The following is a 21,484-nucleotide window of genomic DNA, read 5'->3' as shown; positions in this document are numbered from 1 at the left end:
GGCGCATGCGGCATGCACGGGGTGATCTCGCGGTGGTATGCGGCGCTGCTCTACCTGCTGGCCTGGCTGATGCTGGGCCTGGCGACCAGCGCCTTGCTGGCCGCCGGCGGGGCGGGCTGGGGCGCCAGCCTGATGTTCGCGGTGCCGATGGCGATCGTGTATGCGAACGCCACCGCGTTCTCGGCCTACTACGTGTGCCGCGCCTACCCGATCGGCCAGAAGCACCCGGCCGCGATCGTCGGCGGCATCGGCGCCACGGCAAGCTGCGCGGCGCTGCTGTGGTGCGCGATCGGCTCGGCCTGGGCGGCACTGATACGCGCGCTGGCGCCGGCGGGGATGGCGATCGAACTGGATGCGGCGCGGCTGGCGACCATGTTCGCGCTGGGCGTGATCCTGTACGGGCTGGCGGCCGCCGTCAACTACCTGCTGATCGAAGCCGAGCGCGTGCGCCAGCTCGAGACCCGCGAGCTGGAGACGCGGTTGATGGCCCAGGACGCCGAGCTGCGCATGCTGCGCACCCAGGTCGACCCCCATTTCCTGTTCAACAGCCTGAATTCGATCAGCGCGCTGACCTCGATCGACCCCGCCGCGGCGCGCGCGATGACCTTGCGCCTGGCTGGCTTCTTCCGCCTCAGCCTGGGCCTGCACGCCGACCGCAAGGTGGCGCTGGACAGGGAGCTGGCCCTGGTGCGAGACTTCCTGGCGATCGAGCAGGTGCGCTTCGGCGAGCGCCTGCGCTTCGAGGCCGAGGTGAGCCCCGGGGCCGAGGCCTGCCTGGTGCCGCCGATGCTGCTGCAACCGCTGGTGGAGAACGCGGTCAAGCACGGCATCGGCCAGATGATCGAACCCGGCCTGGTGCGCATCAAGGCGGTGCGCGCCGGCTCGCTGCTGCGTATCGCCGTCGAGAACGACGTCGATCCGGACACGCCCTGCAGGAAGGGAATCGACACGGGCACCGGCACCGGCCTGGAGAACGTGAGGCGGCGCCTGGCGGCGGCCTATGGGATCGAAGCCAGCGTGCACTGGGGCAGGGAAGGGAATACATTCAGGGTCGAGCTGGCGCTGCCGGCCGAACCGGTCGAACTGAACGTGGAACAGGAGGCGTAGAAGCATGCGGGTGATCATCGTGGACGACGAGCTGCTGGCGCGGGCGGTGCTGCGCGAGTACCTGGAGACGGAAACAGGCGTCGAGATCGTCGGCGAATGCGCCAACGGTTTCGAGGCCGTCAAGGCGATCGCCGAACTGGCGCCGGACCTGGTCTTCCTCGATATCCAGATGCCCAAGCTGGACGGCTTCGAAGTGGTCGAGCTGGCGGGCGCGAAGAGCCAGTATGTGTTCGTCACCGCCTACGACCAGTTCGCGCTGCGCGCCTTCGAGGTGCATGCGCTCGACTACCTGCTCAAGCCTTTCACACGCGAACGTCTCGGGCAGGCGCTGGCGCATGCGCGCGAACGCATCGGCAGTCCGCAGGCCGGCGCCGCGGCGCGGGAGGCCGTCGCCGCCGCTTCGGAGGCGGCGCAGCGGCGCGTGCCGCTGGAACGCATCCTGATCCGCGACGGCGCCCGCGTGCAGGTGATCCCGGCCGCGAGCATCGACTATATCGAGGCCCAGGACGACTACGTGCAGGTGGTCGCCGGCGGCAAGCCCTGGCTGAAGAGCCAGCGCCTGTCGGAGCTCGAGGAGCAGCTCGACCCCGGCGCCTTCCTGCGCGTGCATCGTTCCTACATCGTCAGCCTGGCGGCCATCGAGCGCATCGATGCGGTGGGCAAGGACAGTCACTGCGCGGTGCTGCGCGGCGGGGCGCGGATTCCGGTGAGCCGCAGCGGCTATCAAAAACTCAGGGAGTCGATGCGTTAGTTCGTGGTGTGGACATGCCACCAGCGCGGCAGCAGCTCCAGCACCTCGGGTCGCGCGAAGCGATCGTCGATCAGCCAGACCGTGCCCTGGTCCTGTTCGGTGCGGATCACGCGGCCGGCCGCCTGCACCACCTTCTGCAGGCCGGGATAGAGATAGGCGTAGTCGTAGCCGGCGCCGAACATGGCCTGCAGGCGTTCGCGCAGCTGTTCGTTGACCGGATTCACCTGGGGCAGGCCGAGGGTGGCGACGAAGGCGCCGATCAGGCGCGCCCCCGGCAGGTCGATGCCTTCGCCGAAGGCGCCGCCCAGCACCGCAAAACCGATGCCTCTGCTTTCGGACGTAAAGCGGTCCAGAAACGCAGTGCGTTCCAGCTCGCTCATGCGGCGCGACTGGTGCCAGGCCGGGATCTCCGGATGGCGCCGGGCCAGCATGTCGGCGGCCTGTTCGAGGTAGTCGAAGCTGCTGAAGAAGGCCAGGTAGTTGCCGGGATGTTGCGCGTACTGCTGCGCCATCAGGTCGGCGATCGGCGCCAGCGAGGCCTTGCGATGCTGGTAGCGCGTCGAGATCCCGCGCGCCACCTCGACCTTCAGCTGGCTGGCGACGAAGGGCGAGTCGACGTCGATCCAGGCCGTGTGCTCGGGCATGCCGAGCAGGTCGGCGAAATAATGCCAGGGACTCAGGGTGGCCGAGAACAGGGTGGTCGAATGGGCCAGTTCGAAGCGCGGCTTCAGGAAGGGCGCCGGCACCAGGTTGCGGATGGCGAGCACGGTGTCCCTTTGGTCCGCGCGCGTGAGGTCGAACATGGAGTGCTCGCCGAAGCTCTCGGCCAGGCGCAGGAACTGCAGGGCGTCGAAGTAGAACTCCTGCAGGGCCGGATCGAGCGCCGATCCCGCCATGTGTTCCGCGAGGTGCTCCGTGATTGCGCTGGTGGCGTTCTGCAGGCTGTCCAGCAGCTTCTGCGGGATGGCCTCCAATACCTGGTAGGGCAGGGGCGCGGACTTCCCCGCGTCAAGCCAGGCACGCCCGAGCTTTTCCAGCGGCTTCTGCACGCCGGCTGGGGCCACGGCACGGGCCGCGCGCAGGCTGCCGCGCGCCAGCGAGGCGCTGTACATGCCGCGCGCGCGCGAGACCAGGTTGTGGGCCTCGTCGGCCAGCACGCTGACCCGCCAGCCGCGTTCCAGCGCCAGCGCGTACAGCATGGCGCCGCCGTCGAACCAGTAGTTGTAGTCGCCGACGATCAGGTCGCTCCAGCGCGCCATCTCGCTGCCCAGGTAGTAGGGGCAGACATCGTGTTCGAGGCCGACGGTACGCAGGGCGTCGCGGTCCAGCAGCGGCGCGTCCAGGCATGCCGCGCGCGCGGCCGGCAGACGGTCGTAGAAGCCGCGCGCCAGCGGGCAGGATTCGCCGTGGCAGGCCTTGTCCGGATGCTCGCAGGCCTTGTCGCGCGCGGTCAGTTCCAGCACCCTCAAGGGCATCGTGGCGCCGGCTTTCAGCGTCGCCGCCGCATCCAGGGCAAGGCGGCGTCCCGGCGTCTTCGCGGCCAGGAACAGCAGCTTGTCGATGTTCTCCTTCGGCGCCGCCTTCAGGGCCGGGAACATGGTGCCGAGGGTCTTGCCGATGCCGGTCGGGGCCTGGGCCAGCAGGCAGCGCTTGGCGGCGTTGGCGCGGAACACGGCTTCGGCAAGCTGGCGCTGGCCCGGGCGGAAATCCGCGTGCGGAAAGCGCATGTTCGTGAGGGCCGCGTTGCGTCCTTCGCGGTGGCGCATCTCCTGTTCGGCCCAGGCGATGAAGCGGCCGCAATGGTCGTCGAAGATGGCTTTCAGCTCGGCGCGGGTGCGGGTCTCGCGCAGCACGGTCTCGTGCTGGTTGCCGATGTCGAAGTAGACCAGGGCCAGGTTCACCGCCTCAATGTCGAGCTGTTCGCACATCAGGTGGCCGTAGATGCGCAGCTGGGCCCAGTGCAGGTGGCGGTGGTTGTCGGGGATGCTGTCGAAGCGGCCGCGGAAGGTCTTCACCTCCTCGATCAGGTTCTGGTCGGTGTCGTAGCCGTCGGCGCGGCCGCGCACGTGCAGCAGGCCGTAGTCGCCCGCCAAGCCGACTTCGGCGCGGTAATGCTCGCCGCGCCGCGACGCCACCACGGCGTGGCCGGCGATGCCTTCGAGGGCGGTCGGCGAGGGCGTGAAGCGCAGGTCGAGGTCGCCCTGCTTGGCGGTGAACTCGCACAGCGCCCGCACCGCCACCGTGTATCCTTTCGCGGCAGCGGTCAAGCCGCCTCCTGCCACTGCAGGTAGCACACCGTGACCGGCATGCCGTGCTCGGCGCAGAAGTCGATCCAGCGCAGCTGGTTGTCCTGCAGGCGGTCGCCGGGACCCTTCACTTCGATCATGTCGTAGCGGCCTTCGCCCGGCCAGAACTGGATCAGGTCGGGGAAGCCGGTGCGGTTGTCCTTCACGTCCTGCAGGATGCGGCGGAACCACAGCTTCAGGTGGGCGGCCGGGATGCAGCGCAGCGCCAGTTCGATGATCTCGCGGTCGAGCCAGTCCCAGGCCACGAAGGGCGACTGGATGCCGGCCTTGTCTTCCCAGGTGGCGAGGATGGCGTCGACGTGGCTGCCGTCGTCCAGGCGCGCCAGGCAGGCCTCGAACTCGCGCGCGCGGCGCTGGTGGAAGTCGGGGCTGTACAGGTCGGCCGGACCGCGGTGGAAGGGGTGGAAGAAGGCGCCGGGAATCGCCGCGAACACCGCCGGCCAGCACAAGAGGCCGAACAGGGTATTCGCCAGCGTGTTCTCGACGTAGTAGACCGGCGCTTCGTCGCGGTGCAGGTGGCCCAGCACCACGCCCTCGACCCGCCATTCTCCACTCGGGACGGGCAGGTTCAGGTCCAGCCGCGCGGCCTTGCTGGTGCGCCGCGCCTTCGGCGTGACGTGGCCTAGCTTGCGCGCCAGGCGCGGGCCGATGCGCAGCAGGTGCTGGCGCTCGGCTTCGTTTTCCGGCGCCTCGTTCGCCTGGCAGAACAGGGCATAAGCCTGGTCGAACTTCTCGTCCTTCTCCAGCACGCGCATGGCGCGCGAGCGGGCGCCGGGGAAGCGGCAGCCGGCATAGACGGCGTGGGCGGCCTCCCAATCCTTGTCCTTCTCGAGCTGCTGGCCGAGGCGGTACAAGAGTTTTTCGCGGCGGCTGTCCAGCCAGTCGTTGCCGAAGCTGTGGCGTGGCACTTCCTGCACCAGCTCGCGCAATTCCGGGGAGCCCGGCTCCAGCGTCTCGAAGCGTTCGCGGCAGGCGTGCAGCTGCAGGTAATGTTCGATGTCCTGGCGCGAACGGAAGCCGCGCGAGGCTTCCGAAAATTCCACCTGCTCGTAGCGGAACAGGCCGAGGTCGGACAGCACGAACTCGGTCCAGTCCTGGTGCAGGTTGCCGAAGAAGAGCAGGCGCAGGCGGTCGCACAGCGCCTTCACGGCGATCGAAAACAGGGTGTCCTTCGAACCGGGATACCACTGCGAGAAGGGGCGCGCTTCGGCATGCCCGTCGCGCAGCGCTTCCAGCTGCTGGTCCTTGCGCGCCGCCTTCAGCGGCGCCGTCAAGCCGAAGGCCTCGACGATCTCGGGCTTGACCAGCAGTTCGAACAGCTCGGCGATGTCCAGCACCGGATCAAGGGCGATCCAGCCGGTCGGCAGCAGCGCCTCGGCGGCCGCGAGCGGGCAGCCGATCTCCGGATAGTTCATCTTCGAGGCACGGAACAGGCTGCCCTTGCGCATCACCATGCGCACGAACAGGGCCTGGGAAGGGCGGGGCAGCTGGGCGAAGGCCTGGATGAAGGCTTGCTCGCCGTCGTCGAGCAGATCGGCGTAGCGCTGGGCGATCCAGTCGAGGACGCGCTGGAAATTATCCAGATAATAAAACTCGTTTTCCAGAACCCTGTTCATGTCGCACCATACTGTGGCTTTGTACAGTATAGCGACGCGGCATGACTTTACCCAGCCATTGTGTGGCTTTTTTACCGCGGCGTGCTCTTTTGCCAAGCTTGCTAAGGCTTGCTGGCGGCGTCCTCTGCTTCCTGGCGCTTGCTGGCGTGCTGGATGATGGCCGAGATCAGGGCGACGTCGGTATCGACCGCGTCCTGGGCCGGTTTGGCGGACGGCGCCTGGCGGCCGCGGCGCGTTTCGGCGTGGGCAGGCGCCCTGGCCGCCACGGTCCGCGGCGCCGGTTTGGCAGCGGCGTGGGCGGCCAGGCGTGGCGGATCGCGCTGGGCGTCGCGCGGGGCGATGCGTCCCGCGTGCTGCTGCGGCGGCAGCGTATGTACCGGGGCCGGCGCCGGCGCGTCGGTCACGGGCGCGGGGGCGACCTCGACGACGGTCGCGCCGCCGGCCGGCAGGGTCTCCGCCAAGGGTTCGGCGGCGCCTGTCCTTCCGGGCGCTGGGAGCGCCGGGGCAGGCGGCGCGGCGACGGCGGCGGCCGACTTGCCCTCCGCGCCGGCACCGGCCAGCGCGGCAGCGGTCGGGGAGGGCGCGCCGCCATCCCCCGCCAGCCAGGCCAGCGTGCCGACCAGGCCGACCACCAGCACGCCGGCGGTCCCGTACCAGAACAGGGCCGGCATGCGCCGCAGGCAGCGCAGCATGCGCTGCGGCAGTCCGGCTGACTCGTGGCGGTCGAGCATGGCGAGAATATTGATCTCGTTCGCCGAGCGCCGCGTCGAGGACATCAGGTTCGGACGCCGCGAGCCGGATTGATCTTCATCTGTAGGGCGCACCGTGTACCTCCTAAGATTGGACACCAATGCCAATTAGAAACAAACCGGAGAAGCGGATGCTGATCTTCCAGGTCTTCGACAAGGGCGTGCTGGACGATGCCGAAGGCCGCCAGATCGACTTCCGCAACACCATCATCATCCTGACCTCGAACGCGGCCTCCCCGCAGATCATGCAGGCCTGCCTGAACAAGCCGGCGGCCGAGCGCCCGACGCCGGAGCAGTTGTCGGAACTGATCCGGCCCGGCCTGATGAAGCACTTCAAGCCGGCCTTCCTCGGGCGCCTGACGGTGGTGCCGTTCTATCCGATCGACGACGAGGTCCTGGCCAACATCATCCGCCTCAAGCTGGAGCGCATCAAGGCGCGGGTGGCCGCCAACCACAACGCCAGCTTCCAGTACGACGAGGCGCTGGTGGCCGCCGTGCTGGCGCGCTGCACCGAGGTCGACTCCGGTGCGCGCAACGTCGACACCATCCTGAACGGCACGCTGCTGCCGGAGATCGCCGACAACGTGCTGGCGGCGATGGCGGCCGGCGGCGGTGTCAGGGCGATCAAGGTCGGCGCCACCAGGGGCGGCAAGATCAAGTACGCCGTCGAACCGGCTTGAGGAGGATGGCATGCTGAACATGGAAATGCTGCTGGCGCCGGTGAGCGAGGGCCGGCCCTGCGGCGAGGACCTGGCCTTTTCGCGCGAGATCGACGACATCGTGCGCGCGCGCCAGGCCGACGACCCGTCGATCGAGCAGGGCGCCTGGGTCACCGAGCTGAAGGAGGCCGACTGGAAGTTCGTTGCCAAGCAGTGCGCCCAGCTGATCGAAAAGCGCAGCAAGGACTTGCAGTTGGCGGTCTGGCTGGCCGAGGCCGAGGCCCGCACCAGCGGCCTGGGCGGCCTGGCCGACAGCCTGGTCCTGATCGCGGCCCTGTGCGACCGCTACTGGGACGGCTTGTATCCGCTGCCCGACGAGGACGGCCACGAGCGGCGCATCGGCAACCTGTCCTGGATGGCAGCGCGCATCGCGCCGCTGCTGCGCGAGATCCCGCTGACGGAGGGCCAGGGCGGCCAGCCCGGCCATGCGCTGCGCGATTTCGACGTCGCCCGCATGCACGGCGGCGACGAGCTGGCCAGGCTGGAGACGGCCAGGGCGCGCACCAGTCCCGCCTTCCACGAGACCCTGCTGCGCGACTGCGAGCACTGCGCCGGGGCGCTCGAGCGGATCGAGCATAGCGTCGACGCGCGCCTGGGCGTGGACGGACCGAGCTTCAGCGCCGCCAAGTCCGGCCTGCAGAGCGTTATGCTGTTCGTGAAGCCGATGGCGAAGGAGGGCGGGGCTGCGCCGTCGGCCGCAAAACCGGCGGCGTCCGTTGCGCCGGCCCCGGGCTCAGCCTTGATACCGGCACCGGCGCCGGCGGAGCAAGCACTGGGCGGGCCGCTGCAATCGCGCGCCCAGGCCCTGGCCCAGCTGCGCGAGGTTGCCGAGTTCTTCCGCCGCACCGAGCCGCACAGCCCGGTCGCCTACCTGGCGGACAAGGCCGCGCACTGGGGCGAACAGCCCCTGCACGTGTGGCTGCGGTCGGTGGTGAAGGACGATGCCTCCTTCGCCCACATCGAGGAGATGCTGGGCGTCGCGCCGCAGCCGAAGGGCTGACGGCGCGAAAGGAGCGGGACTCAGGTCTTCGGGGCCTGGCCGGAAGCGGCGGCCAGTTGCGCGGTGGCGCGTGAAACCTGCTCCTCGACGCGGCGCATGGCCTCGCGGGTCGACATGGTCACCTGTTCATAGCCCTTGAAGGCGTTGTCGATCGCGGCCTTGATGATCTCGACCGCGTTTTCCTGGCCCGGCTTGACGTTCTGGGTGACGTCGTAGATCAGCGCCGACAGGGTATTCTTCGCTTCGACCAGGTGGGTGTCGGCGGCCTGCTGGAAGTCGTTCTGGATGTCGGCGACGATCTGGCGCAGCTGTTCGCCATAGGCCTGGGCGTTCTGCACGCCCGGCTGCAGGCGCGCCTGCAGGTTGTCGACGGCCGTCTTCGGATCGCTGGCCTGGCTCATCTGGCGGCCGGCGGCCAGCGCGTTGTCCATCGAATTCTTGGCGGTGGCCATGTTCAGCGCCACCACCTGTTCGACGCCCTGCACGGCCTTGCTGGCCAGGGCATTGAAGGTCTCTACCTGCAGATCGAACAGGGTCTTGGTGGCGTTGGCGAATTGTTCGGGGTTCGTGAACATCGGTATCTCCTCGGTTGGTTTTCCTGCGGCGTACTCAATGTTTTGCTTTTTACATTATTTCTCGGTCTTGCGTATTTCGCAACGTGCGTCGCGGTAGGGCCCGGCGAACTTCTCCCAGCCCGGGCCGAGCGGCGTCTGCGAGCAGGCCAGGGCGCCGGTGCTCTTGCTGCGCCACTGGTACCAGGGCGCAGGGGCGGCGTTCAGGACGGCGGGGCTGGCCAGGGCCAGGCCAAGCAGGATAATGAGCGTCTTCGACATATGCCGAGCTTGACCTGCCCGGCGCCTCAAGTCAAGCATGGAAGCGGCGCTTGACCTTCCCACGATGGGAAGGTGTATTCTGTGGCAAACATGGGAGGAGGCGAGATGTTGAATATCGGCGAAGCGGCGCAGGCATCGGGCGTATCGGCCAAGATGATCCGCCATTATGAATCGATCGGCCTGCTGCCGGCGGCAAAGCGCACGGCCTCCGGCTACCGCGTCTACGGCGAGCAGGAAGTCCGCATGCTGCAGTTCATCCACCGCGGACGCGAACTCGGCTTCCCGCTGGAGAAGATCGCCGAGCTGCTGGCCCTGTGGCGCGACCAGGGCCGCGCGAGCGCCGACGTGCGCGTCCTGGCCCGGCAGCACATCGCCGAACTGAATCGCAAGATCGAGGAACTGCAGGCGATGAAACGCACCCTCGAGACGCTGGCCCACTCCTGCCACGGCGACCAGCGCTCGGACTGCCCGATCCTGGACGACCTGGCGACCCACTGAGCAGCTACTGCGGGGCGGCCGATGTGCATCCAGACCCTGCTGCTGGCGCTGTTCGTCCCGCTGTTGGCCCTGATCCTGCTCGGTGCCGCCGCGAGCTGGCTGGCCGGGTCCTCGCTGATCGCGGTGCGGCGCCAGCAGGTCGGTCCGGCGCCATGGCCGCAGGCGCAGCCGGCCGCGCCGCGGTCCTGCTGCTGCACGGGATCGGGAGCGACCGCCGTTCGATGCTCGCGCGGGCGCGCTTCCTGCACGCGCAGGGTTATGCGGTGCTGCTTGTCGACCTGCCCGGCCAGGGCGCGGCCTCGCTGGTCCTGTGCCGCGATTGCCCGCCGGTCGATGCGGTGGTGCGCGAATCGATGTATCCGACCATCGAGGAAGCGATCGAGGACAGGCTGCGCATGCGCCTCGGCCCGTTCGGCAGGCCGCTCGCGAACCTCCTGCTGTGGCAACTGCCGCTGCGGCTGGACATCGCTCCGGCCCAGCTGCATCCGATCGCGCGCTTGCCCGGGCTGCCGGCGCCGGTGCTGATCGCCGCCGGCAGCGCCGACCGCCATACGACCCTGCCCGAAACCATGCGCCTGTTCGCCGCCGCGCGCGAGCCGAAATCGCTGTGGGTGGTGGAGGGTGCGGAACACGTCGACCTGCATGAATACGCGCCGGCCGAGTACGAGCGACGCATCGATGGCTTCCTTGCCCACCATCTGGCGGGGCAGGCGCTGGCCAGTCCCTGAACGCCACAACGCAAAACGCCGCAATCCTTTTGCAAAGATTGCGGCGTTTTGCGCCGGTATTCCGGGGACCTTCTTGAAGGTCGGGTAGCATTTGGTGCCCACGGAGGGACTCGAACCCCCACACCTCGCGGCACATGGACCTGAACCATGCGCGTCTACCAATTCCGCCACGTGGGCATRTCAAACAACMGGTACAACRGTACARCCAACAACAAGGTAGCTTTTGGTGCCCACGGAGGGACTCGAACCCCCACACCTCGCGGCACATGGACCTGAACCATGCGCGTCTACCAATTCCGCCACGTGGGCATAACAACCACCATGAATCCTGCAAGACCGGCTTTGGTGCCCACGGAGGGACTCGAACCCCCACACCTCGCGGCACATGGACCTGAACCATGCGCGTCTACCAATTCCGCCACGTGGGCCGGGTCTTGCAATCATCGCTCGACGTTGCCGTCGAATTCCGCTACGATATCAGGCTTTGCCGATTTGCGCTAGACCAACTTTCGTTTGGCTTTTGCGCCGACCGCATCCTTCGCAGTAGCTTCGCTTTCGGCTGTGCCGTTTGCGAAGAGAGCGAAAGTATAGCGGATGAATGGCAAAAGTCAAAGTCCCCTCGGCAGGATTCCGCAGCACGCTTGGAAGGGCGGCGTTAGGCGAATCCCCCGGTCCTCCGTTACACTACGCCTGTCAAGGTGTCAATCCAACCAATATTGCGCCGCTTGCAATGCAAGCGGCGCGTTACACAGGCTCAACAAGAATAGAAGACGATTTGAAGCACCCAACCTATACCATTCCAAGCCGCGAGGAGATTCTCGGCGTTTTCCGCGATGCCAAGGGGCCGCTCGACAGCGGCGCACTGGCACGTGCCCTGCAAGTCGATCCCGAAGCGGAAGGCGTGCTCACGCGCCGCTTGAATGCGATGGAGCGTGACGGCCAGATCCGCGCCAATCCCGCCGGCCAGTACGCACTGACGGACCATTCGAGCTTCATCTCCGGCCGCATCAGCGCCCACCGCGATGGCTTCGGCTTCGTGATCCCCGATGAACCCGGCGACGACCTCTTCCTGCCCGATAAGGAAATGCAGAAGGTCCTGCACGGCGACAAGGTGCTGGCGCGCGTGGTCGGCACCGACCGCCGCGGCCGCCCCGAAGGCACGATCGTCGAAGTCACCGAGCGCGCGAATACCCACATCATCGGCCGCCTGCTGCAGGAAAACGGTGTGTGGATCGTCGCCCCCGAAGACAAGCGCATCTCCCAGGATATCCTGGTGGACGGCTCGCCGGGCAAGGCGAAATCGGGACAGGTGGTCAGCGTCGAACTGGTCGAGCAGCCTTCGCGCTTCCGCCAGCCGATCGGCCGCGTGGTCGAGGTGCTGGGCGAGCTCGACGACCCCGGCATGGAGATCGAGATCGCGGTCCGCAAGTTCGGCGTGCCGCACGTGTTTTCGCCGGCCGCGCTGAAGCAGGCCAACAAGCTGCCGAACGAAGTGCGCGACAGCGACCTTCTAGAGCGGGTCGACCTGCGCGACGTGCCGCTGGTGACCATCGACGGCGAAGACGCGCGCGACTTCGACGACGCCGTCTACTGCGAACCGGTCAAGATCGGCGCTATCCGCGGCTACCGCCTGCTGGTGGCGATCGCCGACGTCAGCCACTACGTGCGGCCGGGCGACGGCCTCGACGGCGATGCGATCGAGCGCTCGACCTCGGTCTACTTCCCGCGCCGCGTGATCCCGATGCTGCCGGAGAAGCTGTCGAACGGCCTGTGCTCGCTGAATCCGGCCGTCGACCGCCTCTGCCTGGTGTGCGACATGGTCGTGACAAGCCAAGGCGAAGTCACGGCCTACCAGTTCTACCCGGCCGTGATGCACTCGGCGGCGCGCCTGACCTATAACGAGGTCGCCGCCATCCTCGGCAACACGAAAGGGCCGGAAGCCGGCCGCCGTCCCGGCATCGTGCCGCACCTGTTGAATTTGAACGAGGTGTTCCGCGCGCTGCTGCAGCAACGCCAGGCGCGCGGCGCGATCGACTTCGAGACCACTGAGACCTATATCGTCTGCAATGCGATGGGCAAGATCGAAAAGATCATCCCGCGCACCCGCAACGACGCGCACCGCCTCATCGAAGAGTGCATGCTGGCGGCAAACGTCTGCGCGGCCGACTTCCTGATCCGCCACGACCAGCCGAGCACCTTCCGCATCCACGCGGTGCCGACCGAGGAAAAGCTGAACCAGCTGCGCACCTTCCTGAAGCAGGTCGGCCTGAACCTGGGTGGCGGCAACAAGCCGGAAGCCCGCGACTACGCCGAGCTGATGCAGAAGATCAAGGAGCGTCCGGACGCGACCCTGCTGCAGACCATGCTGCTGCGCTCGATGCAGCAGGCGGTCTACAGCCCGGACAACGTCGGCCACTTCGGCCTGGCGTATGAGCACTATGCCCACTTTACCAGCCCGATCCGCCGCTATCCCGACCTGTTGACCCACCGCGCGATCAAGGCTGTCCTGCAGGGCAAGAGGTACGAGCCGACCGGCATCGACCTGTCCAAGCTGAACACCACGGTGTCGAACGCGACCCGCAAGCAGCAGGCCAAGGACAAGGCCGCCGGCACGCAGAAGGATCCGAAGGACCTGACGGTCTGGGACGCGCTGGGCGTGCACTGCTCGGCCAACGAGCGCCGTGCCGACGAAGCTTCGCGCGACGTCGAAAACTGGCTCAAGTGCTACTACATGAAGGACCGCCTGGGCGAGGAATTCACCGGCGTGATCTCGGGCGTGACCCCGTTCGGCATCTTCGTGCAGCTCGACGAGCTGTTCGTCGAGGGCTTGGTGCACGTGAGCGGCCTGGGCCAGGATTATTTCGAGTACGACGAAGCCCGCCACGAGCTGCGCGGTAAGAACAGCGGCCAGGTGTTCGCGCTGACCGGCCAGGTGACCGTGCAGGTGGCGCGCGTCGACCTCGAGGCGCGCAAGATCGACCTGGTGCTGGCCGAGACCAAGGCCGGAAAAGAGGTGCCGGCGCCGCTGGAGCGGGCCCGCAGCGCCGCGCTGGAAGCCCTGGAGCCGAAGCCGCCGCGCCGCAGGAAGGCAAAGCAAGCCGCGACCTCGGCAAGCGCAGGCGCGGTGCCGGCTTCGCCGCAGCAGGTGCACGGCATGAAGGGCGATCCGCCGGTGCCGCCGGATTTCAGCGCCAGCGACGAGAGCGAGGACGACATCGTCTTCGTGCCGCCGACGCGCCGGAACGCCAGCCGCGCGCCGAAGAAAGCGGCTGACAAGCCGGTTGCGAAGCCGACTGCAAAGCCGGCCGCAAAGAAGGCCGCAGCAAAACAGAGCGCTCCCCGCAAGAGCGCCGCCAAGGCCCCCAAGGCCACGTCCAAAACCAGTAAAAAGAAGTAAGCATCAATGAAAAATAAAATGATTTTCGGCTTCCACGCGGTCACTTCGCGGCTGCGCCACGAAGCCCAATCGGTGGAAGAGATCTTCGTCGACGCCGGCCGCAACGACCGCCGCATGACCGACCTGATCGCCCACGCCAAGCAGCACGGTGTGCGCGTGATGCCGGTCGATGCCGAGCGCCTCGACAAGATCGTCGGTACCCGCCGCCACCAGGGCGTGATCGCCTTCGCCAGCCAGCTCTCGCTGGCGCGCAACCTGGACGAGCTGCTGGATGCGGTGGAAGGCCCGCCGCTGCTGCTGATCCTGGACGGCATCACCGACCCGCACAACCTGGGCGCCTGCCTGCGCGTGGCCGACGGCGTCGGTGCGCATGCCGTGATCGCGCCGAAGGACCGCTCGGTGGGCCTGAACGCCACCGCGGCCAAGGTCGCCAGCGGCGCTGCCGAAACCGTGCCCTACATCACCGTGACCAACCTGGCGCGCACCATGCGCGACCTGAAGGACCGCGGCGTCTGGCTGATCGGTACCTCGGACGACGCCGACAAGGGCCTGTACGAAGGCGACTTCACCGGCCCGACCGCGCTGGTCATGGGGTCGGAAGGCGAGGGCATGCGCCGCCTGACCCGCGAAACCTGCGACGTGCTGGTCAGCATCCCGATGTTCGGCTCGGTCGAGAGCCTGAACGTCTCGGTCGCCTCGGGCGTCTGCCTGTACGAGGCGCGCCGCCAGCGCCTGGCACTGGAAGCCAAGCAATAAGCGCACCCGTCGTTCCCGTTTCGCGGGAAGTCGTTTCCGGCAATGCCGGGAAGTCGTTTCCGGCAATGCCGGGAACGACGAGGCGGCTGGAATCACCCCGCCATCAGCAAACACCGCCTGGATAGGCTACCATTCGGCCTATGTTTTTTTCCAAGCTGCGCGAAGACATCCAGAGCATCATCGAACGTGACCCGGCCGCCCGCAACGGCTGGGAGGTGCTCACCTGCTACCCCGGCCTGCATGCGGTCGTCATGCACCGCTGGGCGCATGCCTGCTGGCAGGCCGGCCTGAAGTGGCTCGGCCGTTTCATCTCCTACATCGCCCGCATCATTACCGGTATCGAGATCCACCCCGGCGCCACCATCGGCCGCCGGGTCTTCATCGACCACGGCTTCGGCGTGGTGATCGGCGAAACCGCCGTGGTCGGCGACGACTGCACCATCTACCAGGGCGTCACGCTCGGCGGCACCACCCTGGTGGCCGGCACCAAGCGCCACCCGACGCTCGAGCGCGGGGTGATCGTCGGCGCCGGCGCCCAGGTGCTGGGTGCCTTCACGGTGGGCGAGTACGCGAAGATCGGCTCGAACGCGGTGGTGGTCAAGCCGGTGCCCGGCGGCGCCACCGCGGTCGGCAACCCGGCCCACATCGTGCGCAAGGAAGACCAGGTAAGGAGCGCGCAGATGTTCGCGGCCTATGGCGTCACCCCGAACGGCGACGATCCGCTGTCGAAGGCCCTGCGCAACCTGATCAACCACGTGGCCCAGCAGGACGAACAGATCGAGCGCCTGTGCTCGACCATCAAGGCGGCCGGCATTTCCTGCGCCGGCATTGCAGAGAACGACAAGCTCGACCAGGCGCAGTTGAATCGCCTGGTCGAATGAGCAACTGAAACTACTCAAATGAGCAGATGAGCAGATGAGCGAAAACAGCGACATCCCCGGCAGCTTCGACCCCGCATCCGATCTGGACCCCAACGAAATCCGCGTACTGGCCGTGCTTGCCGAGAAAGAAGCGCTCACGCCCGACAACTACCCGATGTCGCTGAACGCGGTGATGAACGGCTGTAACCAGCTGTCCAGCCGCGATCCGGTCATGCAGCTGTCCGAGGACGTGGTCCACGACACCCTGCAGCGCCTCATGCAGCGCAAGCTGGTGGGCAGCATGTCCCAGGCCGGCGCGCGCGTGGTCAAGTACGAGCACCGCATGCGCGTCAAGTGGTCGCTGGAGCAGGACAAGCTGGCCGTGCTGACCGTGCTGATGCTGCGCGGCCTGCAGACCGCCGGCGAAATCCGCACCCGCAGCGGCCGCCTGCACGAGTTCAAGTCGGTGGCCGAGGCGGAGAGCGCGCTGCAGTTCCTGATCGATAAATACCCGCCGCTGGTGGCGCGCCTGGAGCGTGCGCCCGGGACCAAGGAACCGCGCTACGGCCAGCTGCTGGGCGGCGAGATCGACGTCGCGCAAGCGGATGCGGGCGGCGCCCCGGCCTCATCCAGCGCGGCGTCCGGCGGCCGCATCGGCCAGCTGGAGCAGGAAGTGGCGGCGCTGCGCGGCGAGATCGACGAACTCAAGGCGCAGTTCGCCGCCTTCCGCCAGCAGTTCGAGTAAGGCCGGACCTTACGGCGCCGTTTCCTTCGCGGCCGGCGCCGACTCCGCCGCCTGGGCCAGCTGCGCGGGTTCCGCCGGCGGCGCGAATTCCAGCTCGACGAGCGCGTCATTGCTCCAGCTGGTGTCGCCGATCGGCAGCTTGAAGCGCTTGCCTTCGATCTTCAGCGCCATGCTGCGCTCGCCGTCGCGCAGGGTGGCCGCGCTCAGCTTTGCCGGCGCGTCGTGCGACCAGGTGCGATCGCCGCCCTTCGGCGTTTCGCCCTTGAACCACGAGCACCAGTCGGTGGTCAGCATGAAGCCGTTGATCAGGCCATTGACCCAGAACGGAATCTCTTCCTTGGCGATCGCGATCTTGACCTGGCAATCGAGGCGGACGTCGCCCATCCGGTACCGGTTGTCGGCCAGTCCCGGGCTGCGCACCCAGGTCTGGAAGCGGGCCTGGCGCTTCTTCCGGTTGAGGACCATCTCGGCCTTGGCGTCGTAGGCCGCCTCGCTGCGCGGCACCGTAAAGCGCAGGTCCTGGTCGAGGCTCAGCGGAATCGAGAACTCGTCGGCGGCGATGCGCGCCACCAGCGGCTCGTCGCCCAGCACCTTGCCGCTGCGCGCCTCGACCTGGAAGCGCAGCTGCGGCACGTTCGGCGCCAGCGCGTGCAGTTCGTCGAACTTGTCCAGTCCGGCCACCACGGCGCGGTAGCTGTGCAGCTCGGGGTTCCTGATGGCGTTGACGTGGACGGTGCGCGTGTCGTCCTTGTCCGGTTCCGCCGCCCCGGCGGGGACGGCGGCGCAGGCCAGCATGGCGAGCAGCAGGAGGATGGCGGAACGCATCATCGCCTCAGCCCTCGTCGCGCCAGCGGCGCAGGCGGATCGCACCGAAGATCATGACCGCGCCGCACAGCGCACCGATCCAGGCCTGGGCGGTGGCGAGGGTCATCCACGAGGCTTCGAACAGGACCTGCACGTCCGGACCCTGGGCGTTCTGGTGCATGCCGGGCGGGATGCCGCCGGTGAAGCTGAACCAGATGCCGGGCACGATGCCGGTCAGCAGGCGGGCGACGATCTCCTGGGCCAGCGGCATGATGTTCAGCGGCGAGCCCGAGAAGTTCTCCAGCGTATAGCTGATCCACTTCACCAGCAGCAGGGCGATCAGCGGTACGCCCACGGCCCACAGGAAGGGCTTGGTCCTGGCCCAGCACGACACCAGCAGCAGCCAGCCGATGGTCGGCAGTGCCCACACCACGTAGACCGGCAGCAGGGCGGCCAGGCGCAGCGGCTGCAGGTAGAGGTCCGGCTGGGTGAGGATGGTGCCGCCCAGGTGGACGCCGCCGATCGCCATGGCGACGCAGCCGATCAGCAGCAGGGCCAGCGAGGCGACCACGGCGAAGGCGATCGAGATCACCGGCGCCACGCACAGTGCGGTGATGGCCTTCGACAGCACCGTCATGCCGTCCGATACCGGCAGCGACTTCCAGAACAGGATGCTGCGGTCGCGGCGCTCGTCGTACAGCGCGCCCAGGCAGTAGAAGAACACGACGAAGGTCAGGATCAGGAACAGCGGCGAGCCGGCGGCGATGTACATGCCGCTCGCGACTTTCGCGACCATCGCGCGCGACTCGGCCGGCATTGCCGCGGCGAAGGCGCCGCTGCTCACGGCCTGGCCGTTGACGTGGACGATGCCGGGCGCGCCGTGCACGGCCATCCCGTAGACCATGGTGCCGCCGACCAGCAGCACCAGCAGCGCGGAGACGATTGCAGGCGCCCAGAACATCGAGCCCTTGTGCTCCCAGAACTCGCGGCGGAGCAGCCATTTCATGGTCATGGTGTTCATGCGTAGCTTCCTTTCATGGTCGCGACGAACAGGTCGGCGACGCTGGGATTGCGGGTTTCGCCGAGGGCGGCGAGCTGCTGGCGCGAGGCGCTGCCCGGCGCGGCCGAATCGAACAGCATCACGGCCTTGCCGAACACGGTGCGGCGGTCGATCGGCGACAGGGCGTTGGCGGCGCTGATCTTGTCGTGCGAGACCATCACCTCGACATAGCGCTCGCCGATCTCTTCCATCGAGGCGGCCAGCACGATCCTGCCTTCGCGGATGAACATCAGGTCGGTCAGGATGTGCTCGACTTCCTCGACCTGGTGGGTGGTGATGACGATGGTCTTGTGCTCGTCAAAATAATCTTCCAGCAGGTTCTGGTAGAACTGCTTGCGGTAGAGAATGTCCAGGCCCAGGGTCGGTTCGTCCAGCACCAGCAGCTTGGCCTCGATCGCCATCACCAGGGCCAGGTGCAGTTGCACGATCATGCCCTTCGACATCTCCTTGACCTTCATCGACGGCTTCAGGGAAGTCGCGGCGATGTAGCGCTCGGCCTTGGCGCGGTTGAAGCGCGGGTGCACGCCTTGCACGAAGTCGATCGCATCCTTCACGCGCATCCAGCGCGGCAGGATGGCGACGTCGGCGATGAAGCAGACGTCCTGCATCAGGTCGTCGCGCTGGGTGCGTGGGTCGAAGCCCAGTACCGACAGCTCGCCGTCGAAGGGGATCAGGCCAAGGGCGGCCTTGAGGGTGGTGGTCTTGCCCGAACCGTTCGGGCCGATCAGGCCGACGATGCGGCCGGCGGGGATCTCGAAGTCGATGCCGTCGACGGCGACGCGCTTGCCGTAGCGCTTGGACAGGCCGCGGGCGGAGAGGACGGCGTTCATGCCTGGCCTCCGTGCCCGCTGTTCAGCGGCTGGGCGCGCATCAAAAGCTCGACGTCCAGGCCGAGCAGGCGGATGCGCTCCAGCATCGCCGGCCATTCCTCGCGCAGGAAGCGCTCCCTTTCGCTTGCCAGCAGTTTTTCGCTGGCGCCTTCAGTGACATACATGCCGATCCCCCTTCTTTTTTCTACTAAGTTATCGTCGACCAGTTCCTGGTAAGCCTTCGAGACCGTGATCGGGTTCAGCTGGTACTCGGCGGCGATCTGCCGTACCGAGGGCAGCGGATCGCCGGCCTTGAGCACGCCGTCGAGCATCATCCCGATCACCCGGTCCTTCAATTGCCGATAAATCGGCGCATTGTCATTCCAGCCGATTGTCATTGCCGGCTCCTTGTTCTTGCGGTGCAGCCTGGACATCCATGCCTGCCTCCTCGTTGATGGGGCACTACTTCGGTGAGGTATTGAAGTGGTGTTGTAGTGAAGTATAACACCTGTTCGCAACGCGTCAAGACAGAATTTGAACGATGTCGTTCAGCCCGGATTGGGGGGGTAGAGGGGCTGGCCGTCGAGGCCGTAGCGGGTGATGCGGCCGTGCGCATCGATCGCGATCCAGCCGCCGCGCGCCGGTTCGGCATCCAGTTCCCAGTCGGGCAGCACGTAGCGGCGCCGGCCGGTCGCCGGGTCTGTATGCAGGGCGGGGCGGTGGGTATGGCCGTGGATGATGATGTCGGCGCCGGTGGCGTCGTGCAGGGCGGACACCGCATCCGGCGTGACGTCCATGGTCTCGTAGGACTTCTCGCCATGGGCCTGGCGGCTGCCTTCACGCAGGCCGGCGATGATGGCCTTGCGCTGCGCCAGCGGCATGGCCAGGAACTGCTGCTGCCAGGCCGGGTCGCGCACCTGGGCGCGAAAAGCCATGTATTCGAGGTCGCCGGTGCACTGCGCATCGCCGTGGATCAGGGCAACTTTTTCGCCCTTGAAGCTAGCCACATGGGGTTCGGCCAGCAGGCTCAGGCCGGCGGCGCGGGCGAAGTCCCGGCCGACCAGGAAGTCGCGGTTGCCGGCCATCCAGTACACGGCCACGCCGGCGTCGGACAGGGCGCGCAGCGCGTCGGCGACGCGCTGGTGGAAGGGCGTGGAGATATCGTCGTCGCCGGCCCAGTATTCGAAGATGTCGCCGAGCAGGTAGAGCGATTCGGCATGAGACGCGTGCTCGGCCAGGAAGCGGAAAAAGGCTTCGGCCGTGTGCGGATGCGATTCCTGCAGGTGCAGGTCGGAAATGAAGAGCGCAAGCGTGCGCGCGGGACTGTTCATCGGATTAACGGTGGACGTGCCCCACGCGCCTTGCTTGAATAGACTACTTGATTAAACGATTTCGGCTTTCTCGATGATCACGGCTTCGGCCGGCACGTCCGAGTGCATGCCCGAGCGGCCGGTCTTGACGGTGTTGATCTGGTCAACCACGTCCTGGCCTTCGACGACCTTGCCGAACACGGCATAGCCCCAGCCGTCCTGGCCCGGGTAGTTCAGGAAGTCGTTGTTCTTGGTGTTGATGAAGAACTGGGCCGAGGCCGAGTGCGGGGCCATGGTGCGGGCCATCGCGATGGTGTACTTGTCGTTCTTCAGGCCGTTCTTGGCTTCGTTCTCGACGGTCTTGTCGGCCGGCTTCTGGCTCATGTTCGGCTCGAAACCGCCGCCCTGGATCATGAAGTCCTTGATCACGCGGTGGAAGATCGTGTTGGTGAAGTGACCCTGGTTGACGTATTCGACGAAGTTGGCAACGGTCTTCGGCGCTTTGGCGTCGTCGAGTTCGATCTTGATGTTGCCCTTGTTGGTGGTCATGAGTACGGTGGTCATGGTTTGTCCTGTGCCTTATTGTTAAGAGTTCCGTATTTTACTGCGCTTTGAGGATGGTCGCGGACTTGATCACGACCGGTGTCACCGGCACGTTCTCCATGCCGCGCACGTCGTCGACCAGCACGCCCTTGATCTTGTCGACGACTTCCTGTCCCTTCACGACCTTGCCGAACACCGTATAGCCGGAGCCGTTCATGTTCGGATAGTCAAGGCCGGGGTTGTCGACCACGTTGATGAAGAACTGCGAGGTGGCGGTGTCCGGGTTCGATTCGCGCGCCATCGCGACGGTATAGGCAGCGTTCGACAAGCCATTGTCCGATTCGTTCTTGACCGGCGGACGGGTCTTGCGGCCGTTCAGCTTGGCGTCCATGCCGCCGGTCTGGATCATGAAGCCGTCGATCACGCGGTGGAAGATCAGGTCCTTGTAGAATCCCGCCTTGACGTACTTGAGGAAGTTGTCGACCGTCTTCGGCGCTTTTTCCTGGTTCAGCTCCAGCACGATCTCGCCCATCGTGGTTTTCAGCGAGACCTGCGGGTCGGCCGCCCAGGCCGCCGTCGACAGCAGCAGGGCGCCGGCAGCGGCGGCCGCCATGCGGGCCAGGAGGCGGGTAGGGGACGGTTTCATGATGTGCATCGTGGCTTCCTCTCTGTGGGCAAACGCAAAGTGATGTCAAGACTTTTGCAGAAAAATAAACCTGTGGCATATGCGGCCAGACAGGATTTTATCAATGCTATACTTTGCGATGGACTGTTGATTTTATCAAAGTAACAGCGAAATCAAGTCCTGACGGTCGCGACTTGGGTCATCCCCGGCACGTTGCCTAGCTGCAAGTGCGTCCGAGCGTCAAGCTCCAACCATCCAGAACACCATC

Annotated in this window: 21 protein-coding genes, 3 tRNA genes and 1 pseudogene; 10 read left to right on the top strand and 15 right to left on the bottom strand. The window is 66.7% G+C overall.

The window, feature by feature from the left end:
* The first annotated feature begins 12 nt into the window (after nt 1–12).
* Both AB4Z32_RS02075 and AB4Z32_RS02070 read left to right on the top strand, forming a co-directional pair.
* Nucleotides 13–1,107 (top strand): sensor histidine kinase, encoded by a 1,095-nt coding sequence (locus tag AB4Z32_RS02075; protein ID WP_441933868.1) that lies wholly within the window; start codon nt 13–15, stop codon nt 1,105–1,107.
* Nucleotides 1,108–1,111: 4 nt separating this feature from the next.
* On the top strand, nt 1,112–1,858 hold the full coding sequence (locus tag AB4Z32_RS02070) for a LytR/AlgR family response regulator transcription factor (RefSeq protein WP_441933866.1): 747 nt from the start codon (nt 1,112–1,114) through the stop codon (nt 1,856–1,858).
* Here the strand turns inward: AB4Z32_RS02070 and AB4Z32_RS02065 are convergent.
* The 3 genes from AB4Z32_RS02065 to AB4Z32_RS02055 form a co-directional block, all read right to left on the bottom strand.
* Nucleotides 1,855–4,125 (bottom strand): ATP-dependent DNA helicase, encoded by a 2,271-nt coding sequence (locus tag AB4Z32_RS02065; protein ID WP_441933864.1) that lies wholly within the window; start codon nt 4,123–4,125, stop codon nt 1,855–1,857. The genes AB4Z32_RS02070 and AB4Z32_RS02065 overlap by 4 nt on opposite strands.
* Nucleotides 4,122–5,780, bottom strand: coding sequence for a VRR-NUC domain-containing protein (locus AB4Z32_RS02060; protein ID WP_441933862.1), 1,659 nt, complete (start codon nt 5,778–5,780; stop codon nt 4,122–4,124). The genes AB4Z32_RS02065 and AB4Z32_RS02060 overlap by 4 nt, the downstream gene beginning before the upstream one ends.
* A 101-nt stretch (nt 5,781–5,881) precedes the next feature.
* Nucleotides 5,882–6,604: a hypothetical protein gene (locus tag AB4Z32_RS02055; RefSeq protein ID WP_441933861.1), complete on the bottom strand. Its 723-nt coding sequence runs from the start codon at nt 6,602–6,604 to the stop codon at nt 5,882–5,884.
* Nucleotides 6,605–6,663: 59 nt separating this feature from the next.
* Between AB4Z32_RS02055 and AB4Z32_RS02050 the strand changes: the two are divergent.
* A pseudogene (locus AB4Z32_RS02050) lies at nt 6,664–7,209 on the top strand (AAA family ATPase); the annotation flags it as partial.
* A gap of 10 nt (nt 7,210–7,219) precedes the next feature.
* A complete protein-coding gene (gene tssA, locus AB4Z32_RS02045) occupies nt 7,220–8,248 on the top strand; it encodes a type VI secretion system protein TssA (protein WP_441933859.1) in 1,029 nt (342 codons plus the stop codon).
* Nucleotides 8,249–8,268: 20 nt separating this feature from the next.
* On the opposite strand, the gene AB4Z32_RS02040 is transcribed toward tssA, so the two are convergent.
* On the bottom strand, nt 8,269–8,823 hold the full coding sequence (locus AB4Z32_RS02040) for a phasin family protein (protein ID WP_441933857.1): 555 nt from the start codon (nt 8,821–8,823) through the stop codon (nt 8,269–8,271).
* 54 nt (nt 8,824–8,877) lie between these two features.
* The gene (locus tag AB4Z32_RS02035; RefSeq protein WP_441933855.1) at nt 8,878–9,081 is read right to left on the bottom strand and encodes a hypothetical protein; all 204 of its coding nucleotides are present in this window, start codon (nt 9,079–9,081) and stop codon (nt 8,878–8,880) included.
* Between the two features lie 108 nt (nt 9,082–9,189).
* On the opposite strand from AB4Z32_RS02035, the gene cueR reads away from it, so the two are divergent.
* A complete protein-coding gene (gene cueR / locus AB4Z32_RS02030; RefSeq protein ID WP_441933903.1) occupies nt 9,190–9,579 on the top strand; it encodes a Cu(I)-responsive transcriptional regulator in 390 nt (129 codons plus the stop codon).
* Between the two features lie 152 nt (nt 9,580–9,731).
* On the top strand, nt 9,732–10,307 hold the full coding sequence (locus tag AB4Z32_RS02025; protein WP_441933853.1) for an alpha/beta hydrolase: 576 nt from the start codon (nt 9,732–9,734) through the stop codon (nt 10,305–10,307).
* A gap of 92 nt (nt 10,308–10,399) precedes the next feature.
* On the opposite strand, the gene AB4Z32_RS02020 is transcribed toward AB4Z32_RS02025, so the two are convergent.
* The 3 genes from AB4Z32_RS02020 to AB4Z32_RS02010 all read right to left on the bottom strand — a co-directional run bounded on the left by AB4Z32_RS02020 (nt 10,400) and on the right by AB4Z32_RS02010 (nt 10,735).
* A tRNA-Leu gene (locus AB4Z32_RS02020) sits at nt 10,400–10,484 on the bottom strand.
* Nucleotides 10,485–10,531: 47 nt separating this feature from the next.
* Nucleotides 10,532–10,616: transfer RNA gene (locus AB4Z32_RS02015), tRNA-Leu, on the bottom strand.
* A 34-nt stretch (nt 10,617–10,650) separates the two neighbouring features.
* Nucleotides 10,651–10,735, bottom strand: a tRNA-Leu gene (locus tag AB4Z32_RS02010).
* Between the two features lie 302 nt (nt 10,736–11,037).
* Here AB4Z32_RS02010 and rnr point away from each other — a divergent pair.
* From rnr to AB4Z32_RS01990, 4 genes are all read left to right on the top strand, one after another.
* Complete coding sequence (gene rnr / locus AB4Z32_RS02005; protein ID WP_441933851.1) at nt 11,038–13,704, top strand: ribonuclease R; 2,667 nt, start codon at nt 11,038–11,040, stop codon at nt 13,702–13,704.
* Nucleotides 13,705–13,710: 6 nt separating this feature from the next.
* Entirely contained in the window at nt 13,711–14,460 is a 750-nt protein-coding gene (gene rlmB / locus AB4Z32_RS02000) for a 23S rRNA (guanosine(2251)-2'-O)-methyltransferase RlmB (protein ID WP_441933849.1), read from the top strand.
* A gap of 140 nt (nt 14,461–14,600) precedes the next feature.
* Entirely contained in the window at nt 14,601–15,341 is a 741-nt protein-coding gene (gene cysE / locus AB4Z32_RS01995) for a serine O-acetyltransferase (RefSeq protein ID WP_441933847.1), read from the top strand.
* Nucleotides 15,342–15,375: 34 nt separating this feature from the next.
* A complete protein-coding gene (locus AB4Z32_RS01990; RefSeq protein WP_441933845.1) occupies nt 15,376–16,065 on the top strand; it encodes a YceH family protein in 690 nt (229 codons plus the stop codon).
* A gap of 9 nt (nt 16,066–16,074) precedes the next feature.
* Here AB4Z32_RS01990 and AB4Z32_RS01985 read toward each other — a convergent pair whose 3' ends face one another.
* From AB4Z32_RS01985 to AB4Z32_RS01955, 7 genes are all read right to left on the bottom strand, one after another.
* Nucleotides 16,075–16,893, bottom strand: a complete 819-nt coding sequence (locus AB4Z32_RS01985) for a hypothetical protein (RefSeq protein ID WP_441933843.1) — start codon at nt 16,891–16,893, stop codon at nt 16,075–16,077.
* 4 nt (nt 16,894–16,897) lie between these two features.
* Nucleotides 16,898–17,890 (bottom strand): hypothetical protein, encoded by a 993-nt coding sequence (locus tag AB4Z32_RS01980; protein ID WP_441933841.1) that lies wholly within the window; start codon nt 17,888–17,890, stop codon nt 16,898–16,900.
* Nucleotides 17,887–18,759 carry an ABC transporter ATP-binding protein gene (locus AB4Z32_RS01975; RefSeq protein WP_441933839.1) on the bottom strand — a complete coding sequence of 291 codons (873 nt, stop codon included), beginning with the start codon at nt 18,757–18,759 and terminating at the stop codon, nt 17,887–17,889. The genes AB4Z32_RS01980 and AB4Z32_RS01975 overlap by 4 nt, the downstream gene beginning before the upstream one ends.
* Nucleotides 18,756–19,136 (bottom strand): GntR family transcriptional regulator, encoded by a 381-nt coding sequence (locus AB4Z32_RS01970; protein ID WP_441933902.1) that lies wholly within the window; start codon nt 19,134–19,136, stop codon nt 18,756–18,758. The genes AB4Z32_RS01975 and AB4Z32_RS01970 overlap by 4 nt, the downstream gene beginning before the upstream one ends.
* Before the next feature lie 150 nt (nt 19,137–19,286).
* A complete protein-coding gene (locus AB4Z32_RS01965) occupies nt 19,287–20,069 on the bottom strand; it encodes a UDP-2,3-diacylglucosamine diphosphatase (protein ID WP_441933837.1) in 783 nt (260 codons plus the stop codon).
* Between the two features lie 51 nt (nt 20,070–20,120).
* The gene (locus tag AB4Z32_RS01960) at nt 20,121–20,612 is read right to left on the bottom strand and encodes a peptidylprolyl isomerase (RefSeq protein ID WP_441933835.1); all 492 of its coding nucleotides are present in this window, start codon (nt 20,610–20,612) and stop codon (nt 20,121–20,123) included.
* Nucleotides 20,613–20,649: 37 nt separating this feature from the next.
* Nucleotides 20,650–21,246 carry a peptidylprolyl isomerase gene (locus AB4Z32_RS01955; RefSeq protein ID WP_441933833.1) on the bottom strand — a complete coding sequence of 199 codons (597 nt, stop codon included), beginning with the start codon at nt 21,244–21,246 and terminating at the stop codon, nt 20,650–20,652.
* Nucleotides 21,247–21,484: the final 238 nt, after the last annotated feature.

Source organism: Massilia sp. 2TAF26 (genome assembly GCF_052115005.1).
Taxonomy (GTDB): Bacteria; Pseudomonadota; Gammaproteobacteria; order Burkholderiales; family Burkholderiaceae_D; genus Telluria.
Note: the sequence above shows the minus strand (reverse complement) of the source record. Positions and strands in the feature narration are given on the sequence as shown.